This is a genomic window from uncultured Solobacterium sp., from assembly GCF_963550625.1.
GTDB lineage: Bacteria > Bacillota_I > Bacilli_A > Erysipelotrichales > Erysipelotrichaceae > Bulleidia.
In genome coordinates this window covers 1-26954 of sequence record NZ_CAUVCV010000008.1, presented here as the reverse complement: position 1 = coordinate 26954, position 26954 = coordinate 1, and the positions used below count along the sequence as shown (strand labels likewise).

26 protein-coding genes and 2 tRNA genes are annotated in these 26954 nt (G+C 37.7%); 21 read left to right on the top strand and 7 right to left on the bottom strand.

Annotation, left to right across the window (positions count from 1 at the left end; translation table 11 throughout):
- Positions 1-35 precede the first annotated feature (35 nt).
- On the top strand, positions 36-2768 hold the full coding sequence (ileS, locus tag RYK16_RS05600; protein WP_314851300.1) for an isoleucine--tRNA ligase: 2733 nt from the start codon (positions 36-38) through the stop codon (positions 2766-2768).
- 84 nt (positions 2769-2852) lie between these two features.
- On the opposite strand, the gene metK is transcribed toward ileS, so the two are convergent.
- Entirely contained in the window at positions 2853-3947 is a 1095-nt protein-coding gene (gene metK / locus RYK16_RS05595; protein WP_314851299.1) for a methionine adenosyltransferase, read from the bottom strand.
- Between the two features lie 262 nt (positions 3948-4209).
- On the opposite strand from metK, the gene RYK16_RS05590 reads away from it, so the two are divergent.
- Entirely contained in the window at positions 4210-5352 is a 1143-nt protein-coding gene (locus tag RYK16_RS05590; RefSeq protein ID WP_314851298.1) for an AI-2E family transporter, read from the top strand.
- Between the two features lie 48 nt (positions 5353-5400).
- Here RYK16_RS05590 and RYK16_RS05585 read toward each other — a convergent pair whose 3' ends face one another.
- The 3 genes from RYK16_RS05585 to RYK16_RS05575 form a co-directional block, all read right to left on the bottom strand.
- Positions 5401-7494 (bottom strand): glutamine synthetase III, encoded by a 2094-nt coding sequence (locus RYK16_RS05585; protein WP_314851297.1) that lies wholly within the window; start codon positions 7492-7494, stop codon positions 5401-5403.
- 171 nt (positions 7495-7665) lie between these two features.
- The gene (locus tag RYK16_RS05580; protein WP_314851296.1) at positions 7666-7995 is read right to left on the bottom strand and encodes a NifU family protein; all 330 of its coding nucleotides are present in this window, start codon (positions 7993-7995) and stop codon (positions 7666-7668) included.
- Positions 7996-8012: 17 nt separating this feature from the next.
- Positions 8013-8483 carry a divergent PAP2 family protein gene (locus RYK16_RS05575; protein ID WP_294208223.1) on the bottom strand — a complete coding sequence of 157 codons (471 nt, stop codon included), beginning with the start codon at positions 8481-8483 and terminating at the stop codon, positions 8013-8015.
- Between the two features lie 75 nt (positions 8484-8558).
- On the opposite strand from RYK16_RS05575, the gene RYK16_RS05570 reads away from it, so the two are divergent.
- The 3 genes from RYK16_RS05570 to RYK16_RS05560 are packed head-to-tail and all read left to right on the top strand — an operon-like array spanning position 8559 to position 11625.
- Complete coding sequence (locus tag RYK16_RS05570) at positions 8559-8927, top strand: CvfD/Ygs/GSP13 family RNA-binding post-transcriptional regulator (RefSeq protein ID WP_294208220.1); 369 nt, start codon at positions 8559-8561, stop codon at positions 8925-8927.
- On the top strand, positions 8924-10204 hold the full coding sequence (locus RYK16_RS05565) for a glucose-6-phosphate isomerase (RefSeq protein ID WP_314851294.1): 1281 nt from the start codon (positions 8924-8926) through the stop codon (positions 10202-10204). Before RYK16_RS05570 ends, RYK16_RS05565 begins: the two co-directional genes overlap by 4 nt.
- 56 nt (positions 10205-10260) lie before the next feature.
- Complete coding sequence (locus tag RYK16_RS05560; RefSeq protein ID WP_314851293.1) at positions 10261-11625, top strand: MATE family efflux transporter; 1365 nt, start codon at positions 10261-10263, stop codon at positions 11623-11625.
- A 23-nt stretch (positions 11626-11648) separates the two neighbouring features.
- Here the strand turns inward: RYK16_RS05560 and RYK16_RS05555 are convergent, their stop codons facing one another.
- Positions 11649-12803 (bottom strand): FAD:protein FMN transferase, encoded by a 1155-nt coding sequence (locus RYK16_RS05555; protein ID WP_314851292.1) that lies wholly within the window; start codon positions 12801-12803, stop codon positions 11649-11651.
- A 91-nt stretch (positions 12804-12894) separates the two neighbouring features.
- Here RYK16_RS05555 and RYK16_RS05550 point away from each other — a divergent pair, with 91 nt between their 5' ends.
- From RYK16_RS05550 to RYK16_RS05515, 8 genes are all read left to right on the top strand, one after another.
- Positions 12895-14202 carry an RnfABCDGE type electron transport complex subunit C gene (locus tag RYK16_RS05550; RefSeq protein WP_314851291.1) on the top strand — a complete coding sequence of 436 codons (1308 nt, stop codon included), beginning with the start codon at positions 12895-12897 and terminating at the stop codon, positions 14200-14202.
- Positions 14203-14214: 12 nt separating this feature from the next.
- Positions 14215-16011: an RnfABCDGE type electron transport complex subunit D gene (locus RYK16_RS05545; RefSeq protein ID WP_314851290.1), complete on the top strand. Its 1797-nt coding sequence runs from the start codon at positions 14215-14217 to the stop codon at positions 16009-16011.
- Positions 16012-16022: 11 nt separating this feature from the next.
- On the top strand, positions 16023-16958 hold the full coding sequence (locus RYK16_RS05540; RefSeq protein ID WP_314851289.1) for an FMN-binding protein: 936 nt from the start codon (positions 16023-16025) through the stop codon (positions 16956-16958).
- Between the two features lie 10 nt (positions 16959-16968).
- Positions 16969-17631, top strand: coding sequence for an electron transport complex subunit RsxE (gene rsxE / locus RYK16_RS05535; protein ID WP_314851287.1), 663 nt, complete (start codon positions 16969-16971; stop codon positions 17629-17631).
- Positions 17631-18203, top strand: coding sequence for an RnfABCDGE type electron transport complex subunit A (locus tag RYK16_RS05530; RefSeq protein ID WP_314851286.1), 573 nt, complete (start codon positions 17631-17633; stop codon positions 18201-18203). Before rsxE ends, RYK16_RS05530 begins: the two co-directional genes overlap by 1 nt.
- A 3-nt stretch (positions 18204-18206) precedes the next feature.
- Positions 18207-18392 carry a hypothetical protein gene (locus RYK16_RS05525; protein ID WP_314851285.1) on the top strand — a complete coding sequence of 62 codons (186 nt, stop codon included), beginning with the start codon at positions 18207-18209 and terminating at the stop codon, positions 18390-18392.
- Positions 18392-18679: a (Fe-S)-binding protein gene (locus tag RYK16_RS05520; RefSeq protein ID WP_314851284.1), complete on the top strand. Its 288-nt coding sequence runs from the start codon at positions 18392-18394 to the stop codon at positions 18677-18679. The genes RYK16_RS05525 and RYK16_RS05520 overlap by 1 nt, the downstream gene beginning before the upstream one ends.
- Before the next feature lie 82 nt (positions 18680-18761).
- Entirely contained in the window at positions 18762-19475 is a 714-nt protein-coding gene (locus tag RYK16_RS05515) for an SAF domain-containing protein (RefSeq protein WP_314851283.1), read from the top strand.
- 46 nt (positions 19476-19521) lie between these two features.
- On the opposite strand, the gene RYK16_RS05510 is transcribed toward RYK16_RS05515, so the two are convergent.
- Positions 19522-19595: transfer RNA gene (locus tag RYK16_RS05510), tRNA-His, on the bottom strand.
- A gap of 85 nt (positions 19596-19680) precedes the next feature.
- Between RYK16_RS05510 and RYK16_RS05505 the strand changes: the two genes are divergently transcribed.
- The 8 genes from RYK16_RS05505 (at position 19681) to RYK16_RS05470 (ending at position 26214) form a co-directional block, all read left to right on the top strand.
- Positions 19681-20367 (top strand): SprT family zinc-dependent metalloprotease, encoded by a 687-nt coding sequence (locus RYK16_RS05505; RefSeq protein ID WP_314851282.1) that lies wholly within the window; start codon positions 19681-19683, stop codon positions 20365-20367.
- A gap of 8 nt (positions 20368-20375) precedes the next feature.
- Positions 20376-21251 (top strand): mechanosensitive ion channel family protein, encoded by an 876-nt coding sequence (locus RYK16_RS05500; protein ID WP_314851280.1) that lies wholly within the window; start codon positions 20376-20378, stop codon positions 21249-21251.
- A gap of 303 nt (positions 21252-21554) precedes the next feature.
- Positions 21555-22223, top strand: a complete 669-nt coding sequence (locus tag RYK16_RS05495; RefSeq protein WP_298665609.1) for an ankyrin repeat domain-containing protein — start codon at positions 21555-21557, stop codon at positions 22221-22223.
- 10 nt (positions 22224-22233) lie between these two features.
- Positions 22234-24303 carry an elongation factor G gene (locus tag RYK16_RS05490; RefSeq protein ID WP_314851279.1) on the top strand — a complete coding sequence of 690 codons (2070 nt, stop codon included), beginning with the start codon at positions 22234-22236 and terminating at the stop codon, positions 24301-24303.
- A 75-nt stretch (positions 24304-24378) separates the two neighbouring features.
- Positions 24379-24462 (top strand) — tRNA-Leu (locus RYK16_RS05485).
- A gap of 108 nt (positions 24463-24570) precedes the next feature.
- Positions 24571-25110, top strand: a complete 540-nt coding sequence (locus RYK16_RS05480) for a glutathione peroxidase (RefSeq protein WP_314776962.1) — start codon at positions 24571-24573, stop codon at positions 25108-25110.
- A 67-nt stretch (positions 25111-25177) separates the two neighbouring features.
- Positions 25178-25495, top strand: a complete 318-nt coding sequence (locus tag RYK16_RS05475; protein WP_006525123.1) for a single-stranded DNA-binding protein — start codon at positions 25178-25180, stop codon at positions 25493-25495.
- A 71-nt stretch (positions 25496-25566) separates the two neighbouring features.
- A complete protein-coding gene (locus tag RYK16_RS05470) occupies positions 25567-26214 on the top strand; it encodes a TRIC cation channel family protein (protein ID WP_314851278.1) in 648 nt (215 codons plus the stop codon).
- On the opposite strand, the gene RYK16_RS05465 is transcribed toward RYK16_RS05470, so the two are convergent.
- On the bottom strand, positions 26195-26954 hold a 760-nt coding region (locus RYK16_RS05465; RefSeq protein ID WP_314851277.1), incomplete at its 5' end, for a hypothetical protein. The two genes, RYK16_RS05470 and RYK16_RS05465, sit on opposite strands and share 20 nt — an antisense overlap.

Genomic DNA, 26954 nt, shown 5'->3' with positions numbered 1-26954 from the left:
AGGACGTTTTTATTTTTATAAAAGAGGAGGGTCATATGGACTACAAAGATACGCTAAACATGCCAAATACAGAGTTTGAAATGCGTGGTAATCTTGCTCAGAAAGAACCAGGTATTTTAAAGAATTGGCAACAAGACAACTATTACCAAAACTTACTAGAACACCACAAAGGACAGAAGGCATTCATCTTACATGATGGTCCTCCATACGCAAATGGTAACCTGCATGCAGGTACAGCCATGAACCGTACTATCAAGGACTTTATTATTCGTAGCCATGCGATGTCTGGTTACTATACACCATTCTTTCCAGGATGGGATACACACGGATTACCAATTGAAAATGCTATCCAGAAGTTGGGTGTTGACCGTAAGGCGTTGTCTGCTGCTGAGTTTAGACGTAAGTGTGAAGAGTATGCACACCAGCAGATTGCACAGCAGATGGAAACTGAAAAACGTTTAGGTCAGATTGCGGATTATGAACATCCATATATCACACTGACAAAAGGCTTTGAGGCTCGTCAGATTCAATCTTTTGCTAAGATGGCTTTAAATGGAATGATTTTCCAGGGATTAAAACCTGTTTATTGGTCACCATACAATGAGACAGCAGTTGCGGATTCTGAAATCGTCTATAAGGATGTTAAGGATGCGACAATCTATCTCAAGTTCCCGATTGCAGATGGTAAGGGTGTATTAGCTGCAGATGATAACTTTGTAATCTGGACAACAACACCTTGGACAATTCCATCCAACATGGCAGTGTCTGTTCATCCGGATCTTTCATATGCATTAGTAAAGACAAGTGCTGGTAATCTTGTTGTGCTTGAGAAGTTTGTTGATCGCTTACTTGAAAAGTTTAATCTTGAAAATCTAGGTGTCCTAAAGACATTTACTGGTAAGGAAATTGAAGGTGTTACATATCATCATGTTGTATTAGACAAGGAATGTCCATGTCTTTTAGGTACTCACGTTACAGATGAAGATGGTACAGGTATTGTACATACAGCTGGTGGTCACGGTATGGATGACTATCTTGTATGTATGAAGAATGGTATGCCACCAATCTGTACTGTTGATGAGCGTGGTTATATGAATGAAGAAGCAGGCTCTTACCAGGGTATGTTCTTTGAAGATTGTTCAAAGGCTATCATTCATGACATGAGTGAAAAGGGCTACTTATTACAAGTTGAAAATATTACTCACTCATACCCACATGATGACCGTTTAAAGAAGAAGGTTATCTTCCGTGCAGTGAAGCAGTGGTTCTGTTCGATTGAGAAGGTACGTGAGCAGGCATTGGATCAGATTAATAACCACGTTAAGTGGCATAATTCCTTTGGTCAAAAACGTATGAATAATATGATTGCGGACCGTGGTGACTGGTGTATCTCAAGACAGCGTCTATGGGGCGTTCCAATTCCAATTATCTATTGTGAAGATAACTCACCAATTATGGAAAAGGAAGTCTTTGATCATATCGCTGAACTCATGAATGAATATGGTTCAAATGTTTGGTTTGAAAGAGACGCAAAAGACTTACTCCCAGAAGGTTATACAAATGAAAAGTCACCAAATGGTGAATTCCGTAAGGAAACAGATATCATGGACGTATGGTTTGACTCTGGGTCAAGCTGGAACGAATTAATCGCTCGTGGCGACGGTTATCCATGTGACTTATACTTTGAAGGTTCTGACCAGTATCGTGGTTGGTTTAACTCTTCCCTTATCGTTTCTACAGCAGTGAATGGAACGGCTCCATACAAGGAAGTCTTATCCCATGGTTACGTTGTAGACTCTAAGGGTGAAAAGATGTCTAAGTCTGTTGGTAACGTTGTAAACCCAATGGATATCATCAACCAGAACGGTGCAGATGTATTCCGTCTTTGGGCAATGTCTTCTGACTTTAGAGAAGATTTAAAGTTAGGCCCAAGCAATATCAAGCAGGTTTCTGATCAGTATCGTAAGATTCGTAATACATTCCGTTTCTTGCTAGGTAATGTAAATGCAGAAGACTTCAACCCTGCAGCAGATATGGTTACCTTTGAAAATCTAGAACGTGTTGATCAACAGGTTCTTGTATTACTGAATGACTTAGTTAGAGATGTACGTAAGGATGTATTAGAATACAACTACCTATCCGCAAATAAGCATTTGATGTATTTCATGGTTAATATCTTATCTTCTTACTATTGTGATTTCACAAAGGATATCTTATATGTAAGTGCCAAGAATGATCATCGTAGAAGACAAGTACAGTCAGTATACTGGAACTGTGCGGATGCGCTTGTGAAACTTTGGGCCCCATTCTTAGCATTTACTGCTGAAGAAATCTGGACACATTTTTCACACCTAGGCGCAAACTCTGTACATTACGAAGAATTCCCAGAAGTAAAGGAATACGCAGAAGCTGAAACATTACGTGATGAAATCAAACGTCTATTAGATGTTCGTGCACTTGTCACGAAGGCAAATGAAGAAGCACGTAATGAAAAGTTAATCGCATCTAGCCAAGAGGCTAAGATTATCCTAACTCTTCCAAAGGAAGACAAGGAACTTGTAGAAAAGAACCTAGGTGCTACAGTAGCACAGTGGTTAATCGTTTCTCAGGTTGAACTTGTAGAAGGAGAATCAGCAGTGAAGGTCGAGAAGGCTAGTGGAGAGAAGTGTCCACGTTGTTGGAACTATGATGAACATGTGGATGAAAATGGACTATGTCCAAGATGCCACGCTGTCATGGAAGGTTACAAGCTGATTCACCAAAACTAAATCTATAAAACATGCATGTAGGATGATAGTTCTACATGCATTATTTTTGGATAAAGAAAAGCGACAGATTACTGTCGCTTGATGTTATAGTTCAATCTTCTTAAATTGTTCCCAAGGTAAGTAAGGCTTACCGAAGTGACCATAGTTTGTTGTCTGTGTATAGATAGGTCTTTCAAGATCTAATTCCTTGATCATATTTTTAACGGAGAAGTTGAAGTTCTTCTTAACGATTTCTTCTAACTCTTCATCACTATACTTTGATGTATTGAAACTATTTACGTTAATAGAGATCGGGTTAGGTTCACCAATCGCATATGCAAGTTCAATCTGGCACTTCTTTGCTAGACCATTTGCTACGATATTACGGCAAACGTAACGTGCGTAGTACGCTGCGGAACGGTCAACCTTTGTAGGGTCCTTGGATGAGAAACATCCACCACCGATAGGTGCGTATCCACCATAAGTATCTACAACAATCTTACGTCCAGTAGTACCGGAGTCACCCCAGCTACCACCAACAACGAAGGAACCGGAAGGGTTGATGAAGAACTTTGTATTTTCATCAATGAGTTCTGGTTTAACAACCTTGTTAATGACTTCTTCATGAATGAGCTTCTTTAACTCTTCTTGCGTAATATCTTTACTGTGTTGTGTAGAAACAACGATTGTTTCAATTCTCTTGAGTTCGCCATTATCATATTCTACTGTAACCTGTGTCTTACCATCAGGTCCTAAAAGAGTAGGGTTTTCGCGACGTACCTGTTCAAGACGCTTTGCGAGCATGTGTGCACAGTCAATCGCAAATGGCATATAGGACTTTGTTTCATCACTTGCAAAACCAAACATAATACCTTGGTCACCAGCACTGTATTCCTGATGTCCAACAGCAGAGTTGATTTCTGCAGATTGCTTGTTTACCTTTAGGATGACATTGTATTCTTCAGGGTAACCAATATCCTTTAAAACATTCTTTGCGATAGTAGCGTAATCGATTACTGCAGTTGTGCCAGCTTCACCATAGATGAAGATTGTATCATCCTTGATTGTAGCTTCAACAGCCATATGTGCTTTTGAATCTTGCGCTAGCGCTGCATCCAAGATAGAATCCGCAATCAAATCACAGATTTTATCTGGGTGACCACTTGTAACTGATTCGGATGAGAAATAATACTTTGACATAATAAAAACCTCCTTCGTTTTGTCTTTTTTATACGACAGATGAAAGAGGATATTTAACTTATTTAGCTCTTTCCTTATCGATGTCAGCAGTACCACCTTGCTGGAAGCAGTAGGTTGGTGTGAGGTTACTGAGCTGACTCTCTACCTCAGTTCTTGATAAAAGACGTTATTATTAAAACACTAGAAAGATTGCTTGTCAATTGATATGTTCGTGTTTAAACATATTCTAAAACTGGTATAATCAATGTGGAGGTTTTTGCGTATGAAATGGTCGAAATTAAAAGAAGAAACAATTGAAAATATCAAAGTATTTTCGATTTCGGGAATTCTAGTTGTAGCGTTTTACACGCTGATTAATAATGTTGAGCCTTTATATGGTGTATTCCACGCTGTCTTTGTGGCTCTTTCACCATTTATTTATGGATTAGGAATTGCATTTCTGTTAAATCCACTAAGAAAAATTATCGAGTATAGCTGGTTAGGAAAGACATCACTAAAACCACGTACGAAGAAGATTATCGCCTCATTTGGAGCGTTGTTTATTGGAATCATCATGTTATTTGTATTCTTCTCAATTCTAATTCCACAGATGATTTCTTCTATTCAGACCTTCCTTTCATCCTTTGAAGGATATGTAGAAACTGCTCGTAATTTCTTTGAATCAAATAACTTCTTGAGTGAAGATTTATTGAAGACATTGAATCCAGTCATCGATAGAGGTGCTAGTATGTTGGGTGATTGGGTATCCAACCTAGCAAGTAGCTTAAACGCCATCTTGATGTACAGTGTAATATTTGCTAAGGGAGTCATGAACTTCTTGATTGGTATGATTATCGCATTATACATTTTATTAGATGAACCAAAGCTAAAGCGCCAAACAAAGAAGGTACTATATGCATTACTTCCAGAGAAGACAACAGAAAAAATTATCAAAACTTCTCGTTTAACAATTAATACATTTAATAGTTTCATCGCAGGTAAAGCAGTAGACTCGTTGATTATTGGTATTCTTTGCTACATTATCCTATCGTTCATGAATATGCCTTATACACCTTTAATTAGTGTATTAGTTGGTGTAACAAATATGATTCCAGTATTTGGTCCATTCTTAGGAGCTGTTCCTAGTATCTTGATCTTGCTATTGGTTGATCCGTTTAAGGCACTTGAATTTGCAATCTTCATTCTGATTTTACAGCAGGTAGATGGCAATATCATTGGTCCACGTATTCTTGGTGGAGCAGTTGGTTTACCAACGCTCTATGTTATGTTTGCGATTATTATTGGCGGTGCATTATTCGGTATCTTCGGTATGTTTATCGGTGTGCCAGTATTCTCAGTCATCTTTGTGTTGGTTCGAGATTTCATTCACCAACAATTAGAAAAGAAGAAAATAACAGTTGTATAAAAAATGCATGGCGACCCATCTGACTAACAGGTGAGTGCCATGCATGTTTTATATATTAAATAGAATATCTTCGTAAGAAGGTAACTTGTAGAATTCTCTTGATGCGATTTGTTCGTAGTGGTCTACTGCTTCTCTTAACTGATCCATAAGTGGATTAATCTTGTAGTAGATATTTTTGCCAACCTCGAATGTATTACCAGTTGCAGTTACTTTCTGCCAAGCTTTTTCCAAGTCTTGGACTGCCTGGTAGGTTTGATCAATTAACGTAGAAACTGCATTAGTGTGATCAAGAATAAACTTTGGAACACGCTTACCACTTGCGTTTACAGCATCGCTATAGAACTTTAGTTCAGCTGTTTGTGCAGGTAAGATATCCTTTCGTACCATCTCAATCATTGTACGAACTTCAATACCCATAATCTTTTCGTATTGTTCCTGTAGGATGATACGGTTGGCAGCGAGTTCTTTTTCAGAGTAGATATTTAAGGAAGTAAACAGGTTCATAACAGAAGGGTCATTGAGTACTTCTGTAGACTCAATAAAACTCTTCACATTTGGTAAGCCTCTACGCTTTGCTTCCTTTGCCCATTCATCACTATAGCCATCACCAGAGAATAGAATTCGCTTATGTTTCTCTATTAATTTACGGCAGATAGTTAATGCCTTTTCACGGATATCTTGGATATACTTGATACCTTCGAGTTCATCCGCAATCTGATTGAGTGATTCTGCCATGATGGCGTTAAGCACTGTGTTAGAGAAGGATGCACTCATGGAAGAGCCAAGCATTCTAAACTCGAACTTATTACCTGTAAAGGCAAGCGGGGATGTACGGTTGCGATCTGTGTTATCGTGAGGAATATAAGATAAACCTGTTACAGGGTTAAAGGATGTTCTTTCTTCTTGTGTGATTGGTTTCTTACGATTCTTTGTGTAGATATCATAGAGGATATTTTCAATATAACTTCCGAGATAGATGGAAATGATTGCTGGAGGAGCTTCATTAGCGCCTAAGCGATGATCATTGCCTGTACAGGAAGCACTCATTCTAAGTAGAAGAGGGTAAGTATCAACTGCACGAATAAATGCACAGATAAATAATAAGAAGCGAATATTCTCAGCTGGTTTATCTCCTGGGGAGAATAGGTTTTGTCCATCATCTGTGATGATAGAGTAGTTATCATGTTTACCAGAACCGTTGATACCTTGGAATGGCTTTTCGTGTAAGATACATGCAAAACCATGTTTTTTAGCTGTTTCACGAAGAATGTCCATGATGAGATGATTTTGGTCAACTGCAACATTACCATTGGTAAAGATAGGAGCTAGTTCAAACTGTCCTGGCGCAACTTCATTGTGCTCTGTTTTTGCGTAGATGCCGAGCTTCCAAAGTTCTTGGTTAGCTTCCTTCATGAAGGCTGCTACACGTGGTGGAATTGCACCAAAGTAATGGTCATCTAACTCCTGCGTTTTAGGGGATGGTGCACCAAATAAAGTGCGACCTGTAAAACGTAAGTCTAATCGACGATCAAAATATTTACGGTCGATGAGGAAGTATTCCTGTTCAAGACCTACGGAAATATCACAACTCTTTACATCTTTATCACCAAGGATATTTACAACACGTGTTGCGGCTTTGCTAAGAGCCTCTAATGATTTCAATAGAGGATCTTTCTTGTCTAAGGCTTCACCACTATAAGATACAAAGACAGTAGGGATACATAAGATATTATCGCGAATGAATACTGGACTCTTTACATCCCAATATGTATATCCGCGTGCTTCAAATGTTGTACGTAATCCACCGTTAGGAAAACTTGAGGCATCAGGTTCACCTTTGATCAGCATCTTGCCAGAGAAGCGTGCAAATGGTTCACCATTCATGTCTGGTTCTAAGAAGCTATCGTGTTTTTCAGCTGTGCCACCTGTCATAGGTTGGAACCAGTGTGTAAAGTGAGTTACACCATTATCGAGTGCCCAAAGTTTCATTGCATGGGCAATCGCATCAGCAGTGATACGATCGAGCATTCCTTCATTTGCGACTGTCTTCTTCCAAGAAAGATAGACAGGACGAGGTAGGCGACTCTTCATCTCTTTTTCGCCAAATACTTTTGAACCAAAATCTTTGAATAGGTCTTCCATAGAATCTCCTTTTTTGTTATGAAAAATTTATAACGTTTTAAAGGATGTTTCAATATAAAATTCTGACTTTTTATCATTTCTATAAAATTTTTTGAAGATTTCTCTGAAATTTTTATAGAAATGACAGAAAACATGAAAATAAAATAAAAAATGTAGAAATATTTCTACATTTTAGTAATATGGGTTAAATTCATCGTAGTGATTTGTTTCTAGCAAACGAACATCGTGTACTTCTGGTACTTCATCTAATAAGATAGCTTTAATACCATCGTTTAATGTGGAATCCATTACCATACATCCATTACATGCTCCTGTCATTGTTACTGTAACAATACCATCAGCATATCCTACTAAGAAGACGTCACCACCATCTGCTTGAATATATGGACGAATCTTGTCCAATGTATGCTGAATACGCTGTAGAAGCTCTTTGCGAACTGGATCTGTTTCTAGGGCAATTAGATCTGCACTACTTTCAGTATAGAAATCTGTATCATTCATTACTTTCGCCTCTTTCCTTACTTTACAAGATAGAAAATATACGCAACGATGAGTCCCCAAATAATACCGCCAACAACCTCAACCCAGCGATGACCAAGTACAGGTTTAAGCTTTGTTTTATAGATAGAGTTTTCGAAGACGTGAGGATATTTCTCTTGTAAATCCTTGACTAATTGTTGCGTAACTTTAATATTTTGTCCACTATAATACCTCACGTTAGCGGCATCATAGATAACAATGATTGCTAGAACAATAGTAATTGCAAATAGTGTTGAACTAAAACGTTCGCGGAAACCAACCGATAGGGCTAAGGCAGAAACCATCGCACTATGTGAACTTGGAAAGCCACCGGAGGCGACAGTTAAACTCCATTCCCAATCATGTTCAGGTTCTACAACGAATGCACAAATTGGTTTTAATAGCTGCGCACTAACGGCCGCAAATATAGCACAAAATATAATATGTATCGTATTTAATGAAATTAACATAATAAGCCTCTAGTAAAGTATACCACACATCTTTTCTTGAGTGTGCTATACTTAAGAACGATTGGAAATGCTAAAATGATATATAAACCAGGACAGATTGTAGAAGGAAAAATAACAGGGATTCAACCCTATGGTGCATTTGTGGCACTGGAACATCATGTGAGTGGACTAATCCATATCTCAGAAATTAGCGATGGCTATGTCAAAGATATTTCAAAGTTCGTTAGTGTAGGGGATGTCGTAAAGTTAAAAGTCCTGGAATGTGATGACAAGAGCAGTCATGTCAAGTTATCATTGAAAGCACTACAGAAAGCACACTCAAGAAATAGACGTAAACCGATGGGTCATAAACCAAGTTTACCAAATATGAAAATGGGTTTTCAGACAATCGCAAATGCTATGAGTGAATGGATCAAAGAGGCGAAGGAGAATATTTTAAAATGATGAAGTTAAATACATCACACGCTTTACTCAAAGAAAGTATTGAAAGTTATCAAGAAAAAGTAAATGAACTACACAAAGTAATTTTTGAAAGAACAGGTGCCGGTAATGACTTTATGGGATGGGTCGATTGGGCTGAAACATATGATAAGGCTGAATTCGAGCACATCTTACAGGTTGCTGAAAAGGTTAAGGCTAAGGCTGAAGTATTACTTGTATGTGGTATTGGTGGATCTTACTTAGGTGCACGTGCCGCAATTGAAATGATTCAAGGTCTATACTCAGGAAATAAGACAGAAGTTATTTTCGTAGGTAATACATTCTCATCTACATATATTGCACAGGTGTTAAAGCACATCCAAGACAAGAGCGTTGTGATGAACGTTATCTCTAAGTCTGGTACAACAACTGAAACAGCACTTGCGTTCCGTGTACTTCGTGAATTCATGGAAAAGAAATATGGCAAGGAAGAATGCAAAGAACGTATCATTGCGACTACAGATAAAGCACGTGGCACATTGAAGGCATTAGCCGATAAGGAAGGCTACGAAACATTCGTTATTCCTGATGATATCGGTGGTAGATACTCTGTGATTACACCAGTAGGTTTAGTGCCACTTGCAATTATGGGTGTAGATATCAAGGAGATCATGGCTGGTCTTTATGATGCATATAAGGAATTAAATACTGCAGATCTGTCCAAGAACCCTGCATATCAATATGCAGTATGCAGACGTATTCTACAGAACCAAGGCTATAATGTAGAAATGTTTGTTGCGTATGAACCACAACTTGCAATGCTTGCTGAGTGGTGGAAGCAGTTATTAGGTGAATCTGAAGGTAAGGATGGTAAGGGTATCTTGCCAGATAGCGCAAACTTCTCAACAGATTTACATAGCTTAGGACAGTTTATCCAAGAAGGTAAGAAAGTTCTATTCGAGACAATCTTAGAAGTCGAAAATCCTACAGAAGATTTACTCATTCCAAATGATGCAGAAGATAGTGACCAGATGAACTATCTTGCTGGTAAATCATATGACTGGGTCAACAAGATGGCATGTCTTGGTACAATTGAAGCTCACGAAGTAACGGGAGGAGTTCCTAACTTAATTATCTCAATTCCTGATATGAAGGAATATTCATTCGGTTATCTATGTTACTTCTTCTTCATCGCTACAGCGATGACTTGCTACATGATTGATATCAACCCATTCAATCAGCCAGGTGTAGAAATCTACAAGAAGAATATGTTCCGCTTATTAGGTAAGCCTACTAAGTAAGTCTTTAAGAGGAAGAAATTCCTCTTTTGCTTTTATGGATAGAAAGGATGGTATATATGTCTACAATGAACCAAGAGGCACATTATCGTCGTATGACACAGGATTCAATTCCTCACTTAATTACGCAGTTAGCAATACCCACAATTATTTCGATGCTCGTAACAAGTATCTATAATATGGCAGATACCTACTTCGTAGGAACAATCAGCACTTCTGCCAGTGGCGCAACTGGTATCGTATTTAGTTTGATGTCCATTCTACAGGCCTTTGGATTTATGTTTGGCCATGGTGCTGGTGCGAATATTTCACAACAGTTAGGCTCAAAGAATGTTGAAAAAGCTAGAATATTTGCATCGACAAGTTTCTTTCTCTCTATTCTTGTAGGTGCAATCGTGATGGTGGTTGGACTTATTTTCATGGATCCAATGATGCGTATGATGGGAAGTACAGATACGATTCTTCCATATGCAAGAATATATGCATTCTATATTTTGCTTGCAGGTATGGCGATGACATCGAGTTGTGTATTAAACAATATCTTGCGCTATGAAGGAAAAGCCTTCTACGCGATGATTGGTTTAACACTAGGTGGTGTCTTAAATATCTTTGGTGATTACATTCTAGTGCGTGTATTCCATATGGGTATTGCTGGTGCAGGTCTTAGTACAACTATCTCACAATATATCAGTATGTTTGTGTTAATGTTACCTTACCTGCAAGGGAAAACACAGAGTAGATTGCAGTTAAAATATGTGACACATAAGCCTGAAATTTTGAATCGTATCTTTACGACTGGATTACCATCGCTTAGTCGACAAGGATTAAACTCACTTTCTACGATGGTATTAAATACTACATCTGCGATGTATGGTGATGCGGCTGTTGCAGGAATTTCTATCGCAACACGTATTGTATCGTTCTTGTTCTGTGTTGCGCTTGGCATTGGTCAAGGTTTCCAACCAGTAAGTTCATTCAACTATGGTGCGAAAATCTACAGTCGTGTAAAGAAGGGATTCTACTTTACGCTTAAGAGTGGTACAGCTCTAATGGCAATTCTTGCGGTAATTGCATTTACCTTCTCAGGACAGTTTGTGGCACTCTTTAGAGATGATCCTGATGTTATTGCAGTTGGTACTACGGCATTACGTTTCCAATGCGTATCTTTAGTATTAATGCCGATGACGATGTATGGAAATATGTTATTTCAATCAATATCACGTAGTGCTGTTGCAACATTCTTGGCAATGTTACGCAGTGGACTGGTTCTAATACCTGCAGTCATTATCTTGCATGCATGTTTTGGTATTACTGGTATTGAAGCAGCTCAATCTGTCAGTGAGATTACAACTGCAATTATTTCACTACCATTTATACTTTACTTGTTTAGAACGTTTCCAGAAGATGGAAGGGATATCATATAAAAAGCGATGAATTCATCGCTTTTTTAGTAAGTAATAATATCTTTTAAGCCTTCGCTAGAAACAACATAATAGCCATTTGTTTCTTTGCCTTCACCTTGTTTTTTATCTAAATCCATTACCCATACTGCATTTGCTTCTTTGCCAGTTGCCTGTTTGTAGGCTTCTAGTACCTTCTTTCCATCTTCGATGGAGAGAGTAAATAGTGTTGTACTTAAGCAGTCAGCGACACCAGAATTTTCTGTGAAGATTGTGACACTACGGTAATGGCTTGCAGGGTAATTTGTGGATGGATCGATAATGTGGTGATAACTCTTTCCGTCTGTTGCGATATAGAAACGTTCATAGTCTCCACTTGTTACAAATGAGAAGGATCCTTTTGAAGAGATTAATGCAAGTCCATTTGGTAATGCACCTTCTGGATCAGCAATACCAACATTCCATGTAGTTCCATCTGGTTTATTGTTGACTGTACGAATATTTCTGCCAACGTTGAAGTAACCTGCTTGCATGTGCTGACCCACTTCTTGTGCAACTAATTCAGTAGCGTAACCTTTCGCAATACCGCCAACATCAAATGACTGACAAGCTTGTGTGATATAGACTGTACTTTCTTCATCGTTGATAACGACGTTATCCCAACCTTTACAACCTGCAGCCTGTAGAAGTTCTTCTTCAGGTGGAAGGTTACCGAGTTTCTTCTCGGAGTTTAGTTTAATGCCTTCTTCACGATACTTATGCCAAACCTTTAGCAGAGCACCCATGGTAATATCAAATTCGCCATTGGAGTAATCATAGAACTGTTTTGCCATATGCAACATGTCAATGATTGGCTTATCAACTTTGACTGGTTTGATACCAGCGTTATCATTAACTGTCTTTAGGTTGTTGATACCATCATAGTCGTTATAAATATCAAACAACTGATTGTAATAACGAAGTAGAGAAGCACTGTCCTGAAAGTGAGCAGCTGCTGTTTCTGTATTTGTGGTGTATTCCATGTAACTATAGATTGTGTCGAAGCCTACATCAGAACTCACATTTTCATATTTGGTTAGACTTTCGCTATTGGTTGAAGTTGTGCTAGAGGTACTGTTTTTACTCTCTTTTGTTGTACAGCCTGCAAGTAGTGTACAAACGCTTAATGCGCTGATTAATAATTTAGTTATTTTTCTTTTCATATCTAAACTATATCATAAAAGGCATCTTACTGTTAACGTTGGAATATGTTATAATTTTGTGTGATTTCAGATGAGGAAAGGAAAGAAAATTATGTCAATATTTACAGGACCAATGAAGCTTCATTTAAATGGACATAAGGATTGGACGATTCATAAAGAAGTATTGAAATCTATCGATCCAGATGTTGTTTGGATTCCGCTTGTAAACGGTGTTGCCCCATGCCAACCACTCGTTCAAGTTGGAGATGAAGTTAAGATTGGACAAAAGATAGCAGAAAGAAATGATGCATTCTATTTACCACTCTTTGCGTCTGTTTCCGGTACTGTTACAGGTATCGAAAAGTTCTTAGGTGCTGGCGGTGGAATGATTGAACACTTACGTATTCAAAATGACCACAAACATACAGTAGAACGTGCGTTTGCGGAGTTTGATTATGAAAAGGCTAGCTGGCAGGAATTGCATGCATTCGCTAAGGATTCCGGTATGCTCGGTTTAGGTGGTGCAGGATTCCCATCTTACGTGAAGTATGTTAAGCCAGAGAATGTAGATCTCTTTATCGTGAATGCGGTTGAGTGCGAACCATTCTTAACATCAGATTATAAGAACATTGAAGAAAACATGGACTTACTCAAGGTAGGTACACTTGCATTCTTCAAGTTAAGTAATGCAAAGGCTGGTTGTGTTGCAATCAAGGAAGACAAGAAGGAACAGATTGCCCAATTACAAGAATTATTCAAGGGCACACCAATCGAGGTGCGTATCGTTCCTAATGTATACCCAATGGGTTGGGAAAGAACACTTGTATACCAGTTAACAAACAAGCGATATGATAGATTGCCAATTGAAGCTGGATGTATCGTTAACAACGCATCTACAGCAATTGCGTTTGGTAATGCGATTGTAAATGGTATGCCAGTTACACATAAGTACTTAACAGTGTCAGGTGATGCAGTTAAGAATCCACAGAACGTTTATGTTCCAGTAGGAACAAAGGTACATGACATTATCGATGCTGTTGGTGGATACAAAGATGGTGTAGATGATGTAGTGCTACTTGCTGGTGGACCAATGATGGGCCGTGCAGTTCCTAACGATCAATTCGTAGTAATGGCACAGAACAATGGTCTTACAATTCAGAAGTATGAAAAGCCAGATACCGTTGCTTGTTTACGTTGTGGACGTTGTACAGAAACATGCCCATCTGGATTACAACCAGTACGTATCGCTTCTGAACATAAGTCTGTAGACTATGATACATTAATGCGTTTAGATGTAATGAACTGTATTGAATGTGGTCTATGTACATATGTATGTCCATCTAAGATTGAAGTAACTGAGAATGTTAGACGTGCAAAGACATTTGTACGTGCAAAACTAGCAGCACAGGCAAAGAAATAGGAGGCAGGAAAAATGAAATTTTCATATAAAGTAGCGCCTAACTATGCGGCTAAACAATCTACAACAGGCATTATGTTGGAACTTAGCTTAGCTTTGGTTGTTGTGACAGTTGCTTCTGCAATCTGGTATGGAATGACTTACGGTACTGCAGTAGGTATTCGTGTTGTTCTATTATCACTTGCTTCTGTTGTAACTGCATTGTGTACTGAAACATTGTACTTACTTGCAAGAAAGAAGAAGGACATTGCAAAAGAATTGTTACATTCCTATGGTTGGGTAACAGGTTTAATTATTCCATTAATTACAAGAATTAATGTTAGTTTCTACGCAATTATTATTGCGACTGCAATTGCAATCTTGTTTGGTAAGATGCTATTTGGTGGATTTGGCCAAAACATCTTCAACCCAGCAGCTTTCGCAGAAGCAATTATCATGAACTCATTTGGTGCAAGTGTCGCAGCTGATATTCAAACAGGTGCTACACCACTTGCAGTATTGAAGTCCTATGGTTGGGTAGTTGAAGGTAGTGCATTACATGAAGTATTAGACCAATTTGGTAACTTATCCGGTATGTTCTTTGGAAACTACCAGAGTGTTATCGGTGGTTCATGTGCATTATTATTAATTCTCGTTGCAGTATATCTCATTGCTAGACGTATTATTGACTATCGTTTAACAGTGACATACATCTTAACAGTATTCGTAGTATCTCTCATTGTTGGATTCATCCACGGTGCAGGTTTTGAATACGCAATCGTAAACGTATTAGCTGGTGGTGTATTATTTGCAGGTGTGTTTATGTTAACAGACCCAGTTACTTCACCAGTATCAATTCCAGGTAGATATGTATTTGCAGTAGGTGCTGCAGCTTTTACATTAATCATTCGTTGGAAGGCTAACTTACCAGATGGTGCATTATACTCCATCTTAATCATGAATATGCTAACTCCTGCAATTGATCAGTTACTTGATGGTAGCCAGATCAAGGATGCAGCGAAGATTGCTCGTAAGGCAATTATCGCAATGTGTGCATTCTTAGTGTCAGTTCTTCTTGTTGGTGCAAGCTTAACAGCGAAGACTCCAACGGTTGCTGAAGAACCTAAGAAGGATGATAAGCCAGCAGAGGCAGTAGCATTAAGTGCTGAAGACTTTAGCGAAAATAATGCAGAGTGTACAGAAACAAGCAATGATGGTGCAACTGCAGTATATGCATGTAAGGCAAAGGGATTTGAAGGTGTTAACGAAGCTACAGTTACAATTGATGTAGCTAAGAAGACAGTCGTATCCTTTGCGGTTACAAAGTTCAGTGATACAGAAGAAGTTGGTGATCTTGCAACTAAAGAAGAACAACTAAAGAAATATGTTGGTGCAACTGCAGATAGTAAGATTGACTCGACAACAGGTGCTTCTTTCACAAGTAAGTCTCTACGTGCAATGATTGCGAAGGCATTAAATTCTGCTTCCGCAGTAGCGTTAGGTAAAGAAGACTTCAAAGACAACAAAGCAGAGTGTTCACAAACAAGCAATGATGGTACAACAGCTGTGTATGCATGTAAGGCAAAAGGCTTTGAAGGTGTAAATGAAGCAACAGTTACAGTAGATGTAGCTAGTAAGTCAGTAAAGAGTATCGAAGTAACAAAGTTTAACGATACAGAAGGCGTAGGCGACCACGCAACAAAAGCTACTGAGTTAGATAAGTACAAGGGAGTAACACTTGAAAGTAAGGTAGACTCAACAACAGGTGCAACATTCACAAGTACATCACTCAGAGCAATGATTACAACAGCCTTACAGGCTGCAACAAAGTAAGGAGGTGCCGTATGAAAATTGATAAGACTTCAGGAGTATATAAATCATGCATGCTCGGTATTCTCTGTGCAGTGTGTGGAATTCTACTATCAACAGTAAATGCGATTACCGCTCCTATTATTGAAGAAAATGCATTAGCATCTGTTAAGTCTTCACTTGAAGTAATTTACCCAGGTGCAACATTCGCAGATATTACAGAAGACAAGATTGGCCTTCTTGAATTAAAAGATGGTGAAGAAAAACTTATTGACGGTATTTATAATGCGGAAGGTAAGGGAACAATCTTTACATTACATTCTACAGGTTATAACGCTGATGGATTCACATTCATGATTGCTTATAACAATGATGGTTCAGTTGCTGGATATAGTGTACTAGAACAAGCTGAAACAGCTGGTAAGGGTGATAAGGCATTTAAGGATCCATATGTAAGTGATGTATTAAAACTTACTTCATCAGATACAATGCCACTCATCTCTGGTGCGACAATTACAACTACTGCAGTAGGAAAGGCAGTAGACCAAGCTAGACAAGTATTCAATAAGATGAACAACATCTCATATGATGAAAATGCTACTGCTACTCCTGCTCCAAAGGCAGAGCCAGTAGAACTAGCAAAAGAAGACTTCAAAGACAACAAAGCAGAATGTTCACAAACAAGCAATGATGGCACAACAGCTGTGTATGCATGTAAGGCACAAGGCTTTGAAGGTGTAAATGAAGCAACAGTTACAGTAGACGTAGCTAGTAAGTCAGTAAAGAGTATCGAAGTAACAAAGTTTAACGATACAGAAGGCGTAGGCGACCACGCAACAAAAGCTACTGAGTTAGATAAGTACAAGGGAGTAACACTTGAAAGTAAGGTAGACTCAACAACAGGTGCAACATTCACAAGTACATCACTAAGAGCAATGATTACAACAGCCTTACAGGCTGCAACAAAGTAAGGAGGAAGGTATGAGCGAAAATAAAGTAAAAGGTCAAGGCTTCTTCTCTAAATTAGCGACAGAAAACCCTGTATTTGCAACTTATTTGGGTATCTGTTCAACATTAGCGATTACAACAAGCTTAAATAGTGCAATCGGTATGGGTGTTGCGGTAATTATCGTATTAACATTATCCAATATCTTAGTATCACTTATTGCACCAATCACACCAGATGATATTCACATTCCAGTTTATATCGTTATTATTGCAACATTAGTTACTATCGTTTCTATGTTTATGCATGCATATACACCAAGTCTATTTACAGCGTTAGGTGCATTCTTAGACTTAGTTGTAGTAAACTGCATTATCTTAGGACGTGCTGAAGCATATGCATGCAAGCATTCAGTACCTGAATCTATCGTTGATGGATTACAGCAAGGTTGTGCATACACATTTGCGCTTCTTGCAATGTCACTCATCAGACAGTTGTTAGGTACTGGTGGATTATCTTTCTCTAATCCATTCACAAACAATGTTGTATTTGCATTCAGAATTATTCCAGAAGGATTTGAAATCCCTATGTTCACAGAGCAGTTTGGTGCATTCATTACATTTGCATGCTTAGCTGCTGGTGTAGCTGCTTACAAGAACTATCTTGCTAAGCCAGCAAAGAAAGGAGCTGCTAAATAATGAACTTATTTACACTCTTGATCAGTGGATTACTGATTAACAATATTATTCTTACTAAGTTCTTAGGTATGTGCCCATTCATGGGAGTATCTACAAAACTTGAATCTGCAGTAGGTATGGGTCTAGCCGTTATCTTCGTTATCTTCGGTGCATCCATTCTTGCATGGGTACTTTACTATTTTGTATTAGTTCCTTTTGAACTAGAGTTTATGGAACTTATCTGCTTCATCTTATTGATTGCAGCTTTCGTACAGTTCGTTGAACTGTTCGTTAAGAAGTTCTCACCAGATCTATATAAGTCATTAGGTATTTACTTACCTTTGATTACAACAAACTGTGCAGTACTTTATGTAGCAATGGCAAACATTACACAGAAGTATACATTAGTTGAGACAATGGTAAACTCAATCGCAGTTCCTGCTGGCTTCATGATGATGCTAGTTATCTTTGCAACAATCCGTAAACGTTTAAATCAGAACGATATTCCGAAGGCATTCCAGGGCAATCCTATCGCTTTCATCTGTGCAGCAATTATGGCAATTGCATTCTCTGCATTTGCTGGATTAGTATAAGCCATGCTTAGAATCGTTGTTGCGGTTTTATTAGCTATAGGTTTCTTTGCCCTAAATGTATGGTTATTAAGACTTAATCAAAGAACACCAAAACCTGAAGGTTGTGAAGACTTAAAGGTAGAGTGTTCTGCATGTGGTATCAGCGAATGTAGTGTTCGCCAAGCACCACAAAAAACAGAGGAGGAATAATGGTAGTCGCAATGTTAAAAGGCTTCGGCTTGATGTTAGTTTTAGGTGCTGTCTTAGGTGGTGTGCTAGCGTTTGCTTCCATTAAGTTCTATGTAAAGGAAGACAATCGTAAGGAAGAGCTAACAGCTTTATTGCCTGGATATAACTGCGGTGCTTGTGGTAACCCAGGTTGTGCTGCGATGGCTACGAAGTTACTTGCTGGTGAAGCACAAGTAGAACAGTGCAAACCAAGTAAGCCAGACCAAAGAGAAACAATTAAAACATATCTTGCTGAACATGTAGGTTAGTTTAAAATTCCTGAGCGTAAGCTTGGGAATTTTTTTATGGAAAATACCCTCAAGAAACATATATAAGTTTGAGGGTAAATGAATGAAAAAAATCAAAAGAACAGGAATTATTGTAGTGATATTATGCTTGTGTGTTATAGGTAATGTAATTGCATTTCGATATTATCTTGCAAAAACAATCAATTTAAAAACAACGTATATCGCAAAGCATAATATTCCACCGAGAACACAAATCAAAACAGAAGATCTAACAATGATTCAAATTCCAGAGAAGTATATGCAAGCATATACGTGGAATGAGAAAGCAGATATTATTGGTAAATATACATCAATTCAAGGAATGATACCAAAGGGTTCTATGTTTTATAAAGATATGTTGTATAACGAAAAAGAAGTTCGTGATCTTGCAATCACAAAACTTCAAGAAGGAATGACCATATTTACATTAGAAACAAATGTATCTTCACTAGGTAGTATTGAAGAAGGGATGTATGCAGATATCCATGTTTCAATCTCACAGAAGAAAGAAATACCAATTACAGGTATACTGATACGGCATGCAGAAGTAATATCAATTAAAGACCATAAAGGACTATCACTGAAAGACGAACAATCAACCAAGGTTCCATATTTTATTGAACTTGGAATCAATCAAACTGATATTGACTATCTTTCTCTAGCTTCTTCGTTAGGTGAAATCAGATTATTTCCATCAGCAGATTCCTATAAACCAGCAAAATCCACACTAGAACAGAATTCGAAAGTGACGGAATATTTAAAATCTCTTTATCCATAGTAAACAAAATAAAAATCCGTTATTAAACGGATTTTTTGCTACAAGGGGCGACTAATGGGACTCGAACCCATGAGTGCTGGAGCCACAATCCAGTGTGTTAACCAACTTCACCATAGCCGCCATGTGCTAAAATATATTATCATATCCAAAACTAATAGACAACATATATTTTTAGTTATAATAAAAATAGAGGTATCATACATACATGAGACAAATCAATATTGGTGGTGAACTACGTAATCTAGTAGTTGAACATAAGCGAAATAGGAAAATGTATCTAAGGGTTAAGGAAGATGGAACATTATATGTGACCTGCCCACGTTATGTCAGTGAGCAGGAAATTCTATCCTTCATCCTTGAGAAACAAGATTGGATTATAAAAGTAAGTAAAAAAGAAAAGAAAAAGAATCGTTATCTTTTAGACGGTACTGATCATAAGGAAGCGTGCTGGCTAGGAAAGGTATATCCGGTTGAATTTATTTTCTCTAAACAGAAATTTATGTCGGTTGAAGAGGATAAAATCATATTCTATCTCCCAGAGGTGAATGATGATAATATTCAGGAAATCTTCTATCGCACAGGAAATCTTCAACTGAAGCTAATGGTGGAAGAAAGACGTAAAGATTGGGATAACCATATTTGTATTGTAAATCATAGAAATCTTCCAAACATCACTCTAAAGTATATGACTAGTAGATGGGGATCATATTCACCTATGACACATCACATTAGCTTGTCTTCAAGATTAATTCACTTTCCTGTTGTGTGTTTAGATTATGTTTTATTGCATGAGTATGCACATATCCTGGAAGGGAATCATTCGAAGCGATTTTATGATATCATCAGAATGTATATGCCTGAATATAAGGAATATAGTGATTTATTGAAATGAGGTTAATGATGGGAAACATTGTAAGAGAAAATAGTGTATTTTTATTTGGAAATGCAATATTTGAAAATGGTATTCTTGGTTTTCTGATTACATTTTTAATCACAGTTGTGATTGCAAAGATATTTACAACGATACTTGAGAAGTTAGTTGATCATGCGATGAAAAAAGATGCTAGAGCAAGTATGCCATTTAAGTATCTTTTAAAAATAATACGTACAGTCATTTATGTAATTGCAGTATTTGCAATCTTGATGAATGTGAAGCCACTGCAGAGTATTTCTACGGCGATACTAGGCGCAACGAGTGTCATGACAGTTGTTGTCGGTTTAGCTGCGCAGGAAACATTTGGTAACTTTATCGCAGGTTTCTTTATCGTAATCTATCAACCATTCCACGTAGGGGATATGGTCAATCTTCCAGAGAAGAATATTTCTGGTACAGTCATTGAAATTACATTCCGTCATACAATCTTAAATACAATTGAGAATACAAAGATTATTGTGCCAAATAGTACGATGAACTCAGCGATTGTAGAAGATAAAGCATTTGGACAGAAAACTTACATTCGATATCTATCCTTAACCGTAGCGTACAATACAGATATTGATAAACTTGAAAGAGTGATTACAGATGTTGTTATCAATACAGATGGTGTGATTGATACAAGAAGTGTAGAAGCACAAGAAAAGAATTTACCAATCAATATTACGGTGAATGAATTCTTAGATAGTGGTATTCAGATTCGCTTCCCATTTACAACGAAGTCACTTGGAAAGAGCGTAGAGACTGCTTCTAAGATTCGTAAGTCTTTACTTGTGGCATTTAGAGAGAATGGAATTGAGATTCCGTATCAAAAAATTCAGATCATTAAGGATAATATGTAAACGTTTACATTATTTTCATGAATTAATTTAAAAAGTTATTAAAAGATAATCAAACGATATTGCAGGGAATTAAAATTGAGGTATTATGTAGTTACAGGAACACGAAGTGTATTATTAAGAGAATGGAGATGATGTAGCATGACTACGAAGCATGTTCTTTTTGATATACAATATGAGATTGTACAAACCCCAGGCGGGGAGGTTTTTGACGGGTTCTCTGTGAAAATGGTTTTTAGGATGGACATATAATGCCCATCCTTTTTTGTAACTAATTTCTGATAATCATACAGGAGGAAAACGATTATGGATCAGACAAATTTAGACTTTTTTGAAGCAGCAGCCAGTGGCGATTTTGCAAAGTTATGTGCACAGGTTTCTAAGGGTGCAAACATTAACATCGCAAATGGTGATGGACGTACAGCGTTAATGAGAAGTGCAAAACGTGGTTACACTGAAATCGTACGTTTCTTATTAGACAATGGTGCGGATACAAGAGCTAGAGATAAAAATAATAAGACAGCTTTAATGGGTGCCGCTAAGAAGGGTCACACAGACATTTGCCGTATGTTAATTCATGCGGGCGCAAACATTGATGCCCATGATAATAAGGGTAGAACAGCTTTGATGAGAGCTTCATTACTTGGTCATAGTGACACAGTAAAGTACTTAATTTCTAAGAACGCTGATGTAAATGCAGTAGATGAACAGGGTCGTACAGCATTAATGGAAGCAGTAAATGCATATAAGTTAGATGAAATTAAAGATTTAGTAGATAACGGTGCAGATATCAATAAGGCTGATAATAAGGGTTGTACAGCATTGATGCGCGCTGCATATATTGGAATTCCAGAATTAGTGAAGTATCTGCTTGAAAAAGGTGCAGATAAGACAATGAAGGATTTTGATGGTAATTTAGCAATTCATTACGTACGTAAAGAATGCTTATCAGATTTGAAAGATATCTTAAAGTAGGAGGCCGACAATGAAAGACTATTTAGCAAATGAAGTAAGAAACGTAGTGGTGCTAGGACACTCTGGCGCTGGTAAGAGTTCTGTCATTGAAGCCTGCCTATATTTCACAAAGGCAATCGAACGTTATGGAAAGAATAACGATGGCACAACAGCACTCAACTACGATCCTGAAGAAGGTAAACGTGGTACCTCTGTATATTGCCATATCGCACCTGTAGAATGGAAAGATAAGAAAATCAACTTTATCGATACTCCAGGTTATATGGACTATGCTGGTGAAGAAGCGACAGGTTTAGTAATGGGTGATAATGCCTTAATTGTCGTAAACGCAAAAGAAGGAATCGAAGCTGGTACGGAGCGTGCTTGGCGTGAAGCAGTTTCCAAACAAAAGATTCCTACGATTTTCTTTGTAAATAAGATGGATGTAGAAAATGCAAACTTCGATACTGTATACTCAACTCTTAGAGAAAAGTTTGGTAAGTCAGTAATTCCATTTGAAGTTCCAATCATTGAGAACGGTGTGGTCGTAGGTTCTGTTAATATCTTGCGTCGTAAAGCATGGTATTATAGTGACCGCAATACAGCAAAAGAAGTGCCAGCTGATTTAGTTGGTGAAGTAGAGCGTTACTACAATGAAATCGCAGAAGCTATCGCAATGACGGATGATGAACTCATGGAGAAATTCTTCTCTGGCGAAACATTTGATGAACATGAGTTAGCGAAGGGATTACGTATTGGTGTACGTAATGGTGATATCCGTCCTGTATACTGTGGCAGTGCAGAAAACCAAACAGGTATTGAACGTTTGTTAGACCTAATTACAGAGTACTTCCCAAGCTACGCAGAAAAGGGAAGAATCCAAGCTGAAACACTGAAGGGTGATACAGTTGACATGGAAACAAACGAAAATGAAGCACTCAGCGCATTTGTATTCAAGACTATCGTTGACCCATTCGTAGGTAAGGTTTCTTACTTAAAGGTAATGAGTGGTGTCCTCAATAGTGATAGCCAAGTATATAACTCCAAGAAGGACGTCACAGAAAAAGTTAACCAGATCTACGTTATCAATGGTAAGTACCAGATTGGTGTAGGTAAGTTATTTACAGGAGATATCGGTGCAGTTGTTAAGTTACAAGCAACAGAAACAAACGATACATTGTGCACACGTTCTAGAGTTATCAAGTATCCAGATATCGAATATCCTCATCCGATGTTAGGATATGCAATTCATCCAAAGACAAAGGCAGATGAAGATAAGTTATCCAGTGGTATTCATAATTTGATGTTAGAAGACCATACAATCAAACTAGTAAACAATGAAGAAACACACGAACAAGTACTATATGGTGTTGGTGATCAACATATCGACTTAATCCTTTCTAAGTTAAAGAGTAAGTATAAGGTTGAAGTAACAACAGAAAAACCAACTGTACAGTATCGTGAGACAATCTCAGCAAAAGCTGAAGCACAAGGTAAATACAAGAAACAAAATGGTGGTGCTGGTCAGTATGGTGATGTTTGGGTAAGATTTGAACCAACAGATTCTGATGATATGGTATTTGCGGAAGAAGTATTTGGTGGTGCAGTTCCTAAACAGTACTTCCCACCAGTTGAACAAGGTTTACGTGACTGCATGAGTAAAGGTGTTCTTGCGGGATACAAAGTGGTTGGTGTTAAGGCTACGCTATATGATGGATCTTATCACCCAGTAGATTCCAAGGAAGTGGCCTTCAAGGAAGCAGCTAGACTTGCATATAACGCCGCAATGCCAAATGCCAAACCAGTTCTTCTTGAACCAATTGGTAAGGTTGTTGTGACTGCACCAGAAGACTATACAGGTACACTTATGGGTGACTTCACAAAACGCCGTGGAATCATCTTGGATATGGGTACAGACGAAGATGGTCTACAGGTGATTAGAGCTGAAGTGCCAATGGCAGAAATGTTAACGTACGCAACAGAATTACGTTCTATGACACAAGGTCGTGGATGTTACGAATTAGCGTTTGATCGCTATGAAACAGCACCTCATGATGTAGCACAGAAAGTCATCGACGCAAGAAAGAGCGAGAAAGAATAATCCTTTAGGTGGAAAGTTCATTTGAAACTTTCCACCTATTGCATTTTAAAAGGCAATCATATAAAATAATTGAGCGCCCCCGTGATGGAATTGGTAGACGTAGGGGACTCAAAATCCCCCGGTAGCGATACCGTGTCGGTTCGAGTCCGACCGGAGGCACTGAAAGACGATTCAACAACTGTTGGGTCGTTTTTTCTTTGAGAGTATATCAATTGCAATGCCATATACGCTTGATACAATATAACTAACCAAAGGAGAAAATGAATTATGGGATTTTACGATTATTATGTAACTGATGCGAAAGGCAATCAGATTTCTTTAAAAGAGTATGAAAATAAGGTGGTATTAGTAGTAAATACTGCTACAGCTTGTGGTTTTACACCTCAGTATGAAGAACTAGAAAAACTTCATGAAAAGTACAATGAACAAGGCTTAGAAATTCTTGATATTCCTTGTAACCAATTCGGTGGACAGGCACCTGGATCTGATGAAGAGATTCATGAGTTCTGTTCTTTACACTTCAATACAAGATTTGCACACATGCATAAGTCAGATGTAAATGGTGAAAATGAATTACCATTATATACATTCTTGAAGAGTGAAAAGGGCTTCGAAGGATTTACAGGTGAAAAGGCAGACTTCATGAATGCACACGTTGGTAATCTCGTTCCTAACTTTAGAGAAACTTCTGATATTAAGTGGAATTTCACGAAGTTCCTTGTTGACCGTAAGGGAAATGTAGTAGCTCGTTTTGAACCAACTGCTGATATGGCAGATGTAGAAAAAGCGATTCAAGAATTACTTTAATTTTTAGGGAGTCATATCATCTTTTGTGAATATATACGTAGAAGGATATTCTATGGAGGAAAGAAAGATGAATGATTTAAATGCAGTTGAAATTAAAGGGACAGTGATGTACGAACCAAGTGTTCGTAGCACAAAGAATGATTCCACAATGTCAACATTTTCAGTTTGTGTAAAACACAATGAACCAAGTAAAGCGAAGGACTATCTAAATGTAGTTGCGTGGGGAGATGTAGCGGATCAAGTTCGCGAAGAATTCCATGCCGGCACAAGAATTGGTATTAAAGGCCATCTTCGTAAGCAGTTTTACATGAAGGATGAAAATAAGAAAACAGTTGTGCAAATCGTTGCAGAGAAAATCTATCATCCAAAAGATGAAACTGAATAAGTTATATAAAAGTGCGTTGAATACGCACTTTTAATTTTGGTATAATACGGACGGATTATGACGAGGATGATATGAATCAATATATATTTGTATTAGAAATAGTAGGTACCATAGCGTTTGCGATTTCGGGAGCACTTGTCGCAATGAAATCGAAGATGGACTTCTTTGGGGTTGTGATTATTGGAGTTATCACCGCAACGTTTGGTGGAATTATGCGTGATATTGTACTAGGTAGTGTACCACCAAGTGCATTTTCCAATCCAGTGTATGTGGTTGTTGCTAGTGTTACTTCTGTTGTCGTATTCTTATTTGCATACTTCAATGTGAATACAAATAAGATTACGCAGAAAAATGCGTATAAGAATTTCTTGTTGATTGCAGATGCGATAGGATTAGGCGTTTTTACTGCAGTAGGTGTGCGTGTAGCTTTCTTCTTACACCCAACATCACATAGTTTCTTGCTCGTATTCTGTGGCGTATTAACAGGGGTAGGCGGAGGTTTATTCCGTGATATCTGTGTCAATCAATTACCACAGATCTTCCATACAGACGTATATGCAATCGCATCAATTATCGGTGCAATTCCATGTGCAATGTTAATGCATGCAGGGAATATCTCATTTGGTATCTGGGTAGGAATTGGTGTGACAATCTTAGTAAGAGCACTGGCAATTTTACATAAATGGAGTTTACCAGTTGCTAAGAATATTCATGACTAAGATACATATAATCAATTGTATCAATTAAAAAAGTAGTTATATAACGAATGACATTTAGGGCCTCTCTTAAATCGTGATTCGTTTTTTGTTTTGCCCAAAGTGTAATAGAAGAAAAATTATATTCACTAACATCAATTCCATAGTAGAAACAGATACAGTAGAGTATACTCTTCATTTCAATTTCACTTGAAGAATATTGTGGAAAATGTGATCTGATTAAATGATAAATATATCTTTGTAATGCATGTTTGGTTTGTATCGTAATATCATCGGTTGTAACTGAAAGAATTGTGTCAGTCACAACTTTGGATGTTAGAAAGACAAGAATCCTTCTGAATTGATTTATATTTATACCTATATGCTTAGGTATAAATTCCTTACCAACTGTATGTGTGATATCAAAGACAGCACGTAATTGCTCGTTACTATTGCTGTTTGACAGTAGTGAAATGGCAGTATAACCTCTACGAACAGTACGGTGATATCTTTGCCAAGCTTTATATGTTAAGACATATGTAGCAGTTGGATATTGCGCAAAGATTAAAATAATGTTCTCGATGGATTCCTCATGGAAATAACATAATTGTTTTAAGAATGTTAGATAGTTTCCAGGATAAAAGATGTTTATTAAATTCTCTTGAATCATATGCAGGAGTTGTATTTTTGTTAAAGATGTTTTCATAGGTTGGTATATACAAATTAAGCTCATCCAGCTAAACAAAATCTGTATACATCTCCTT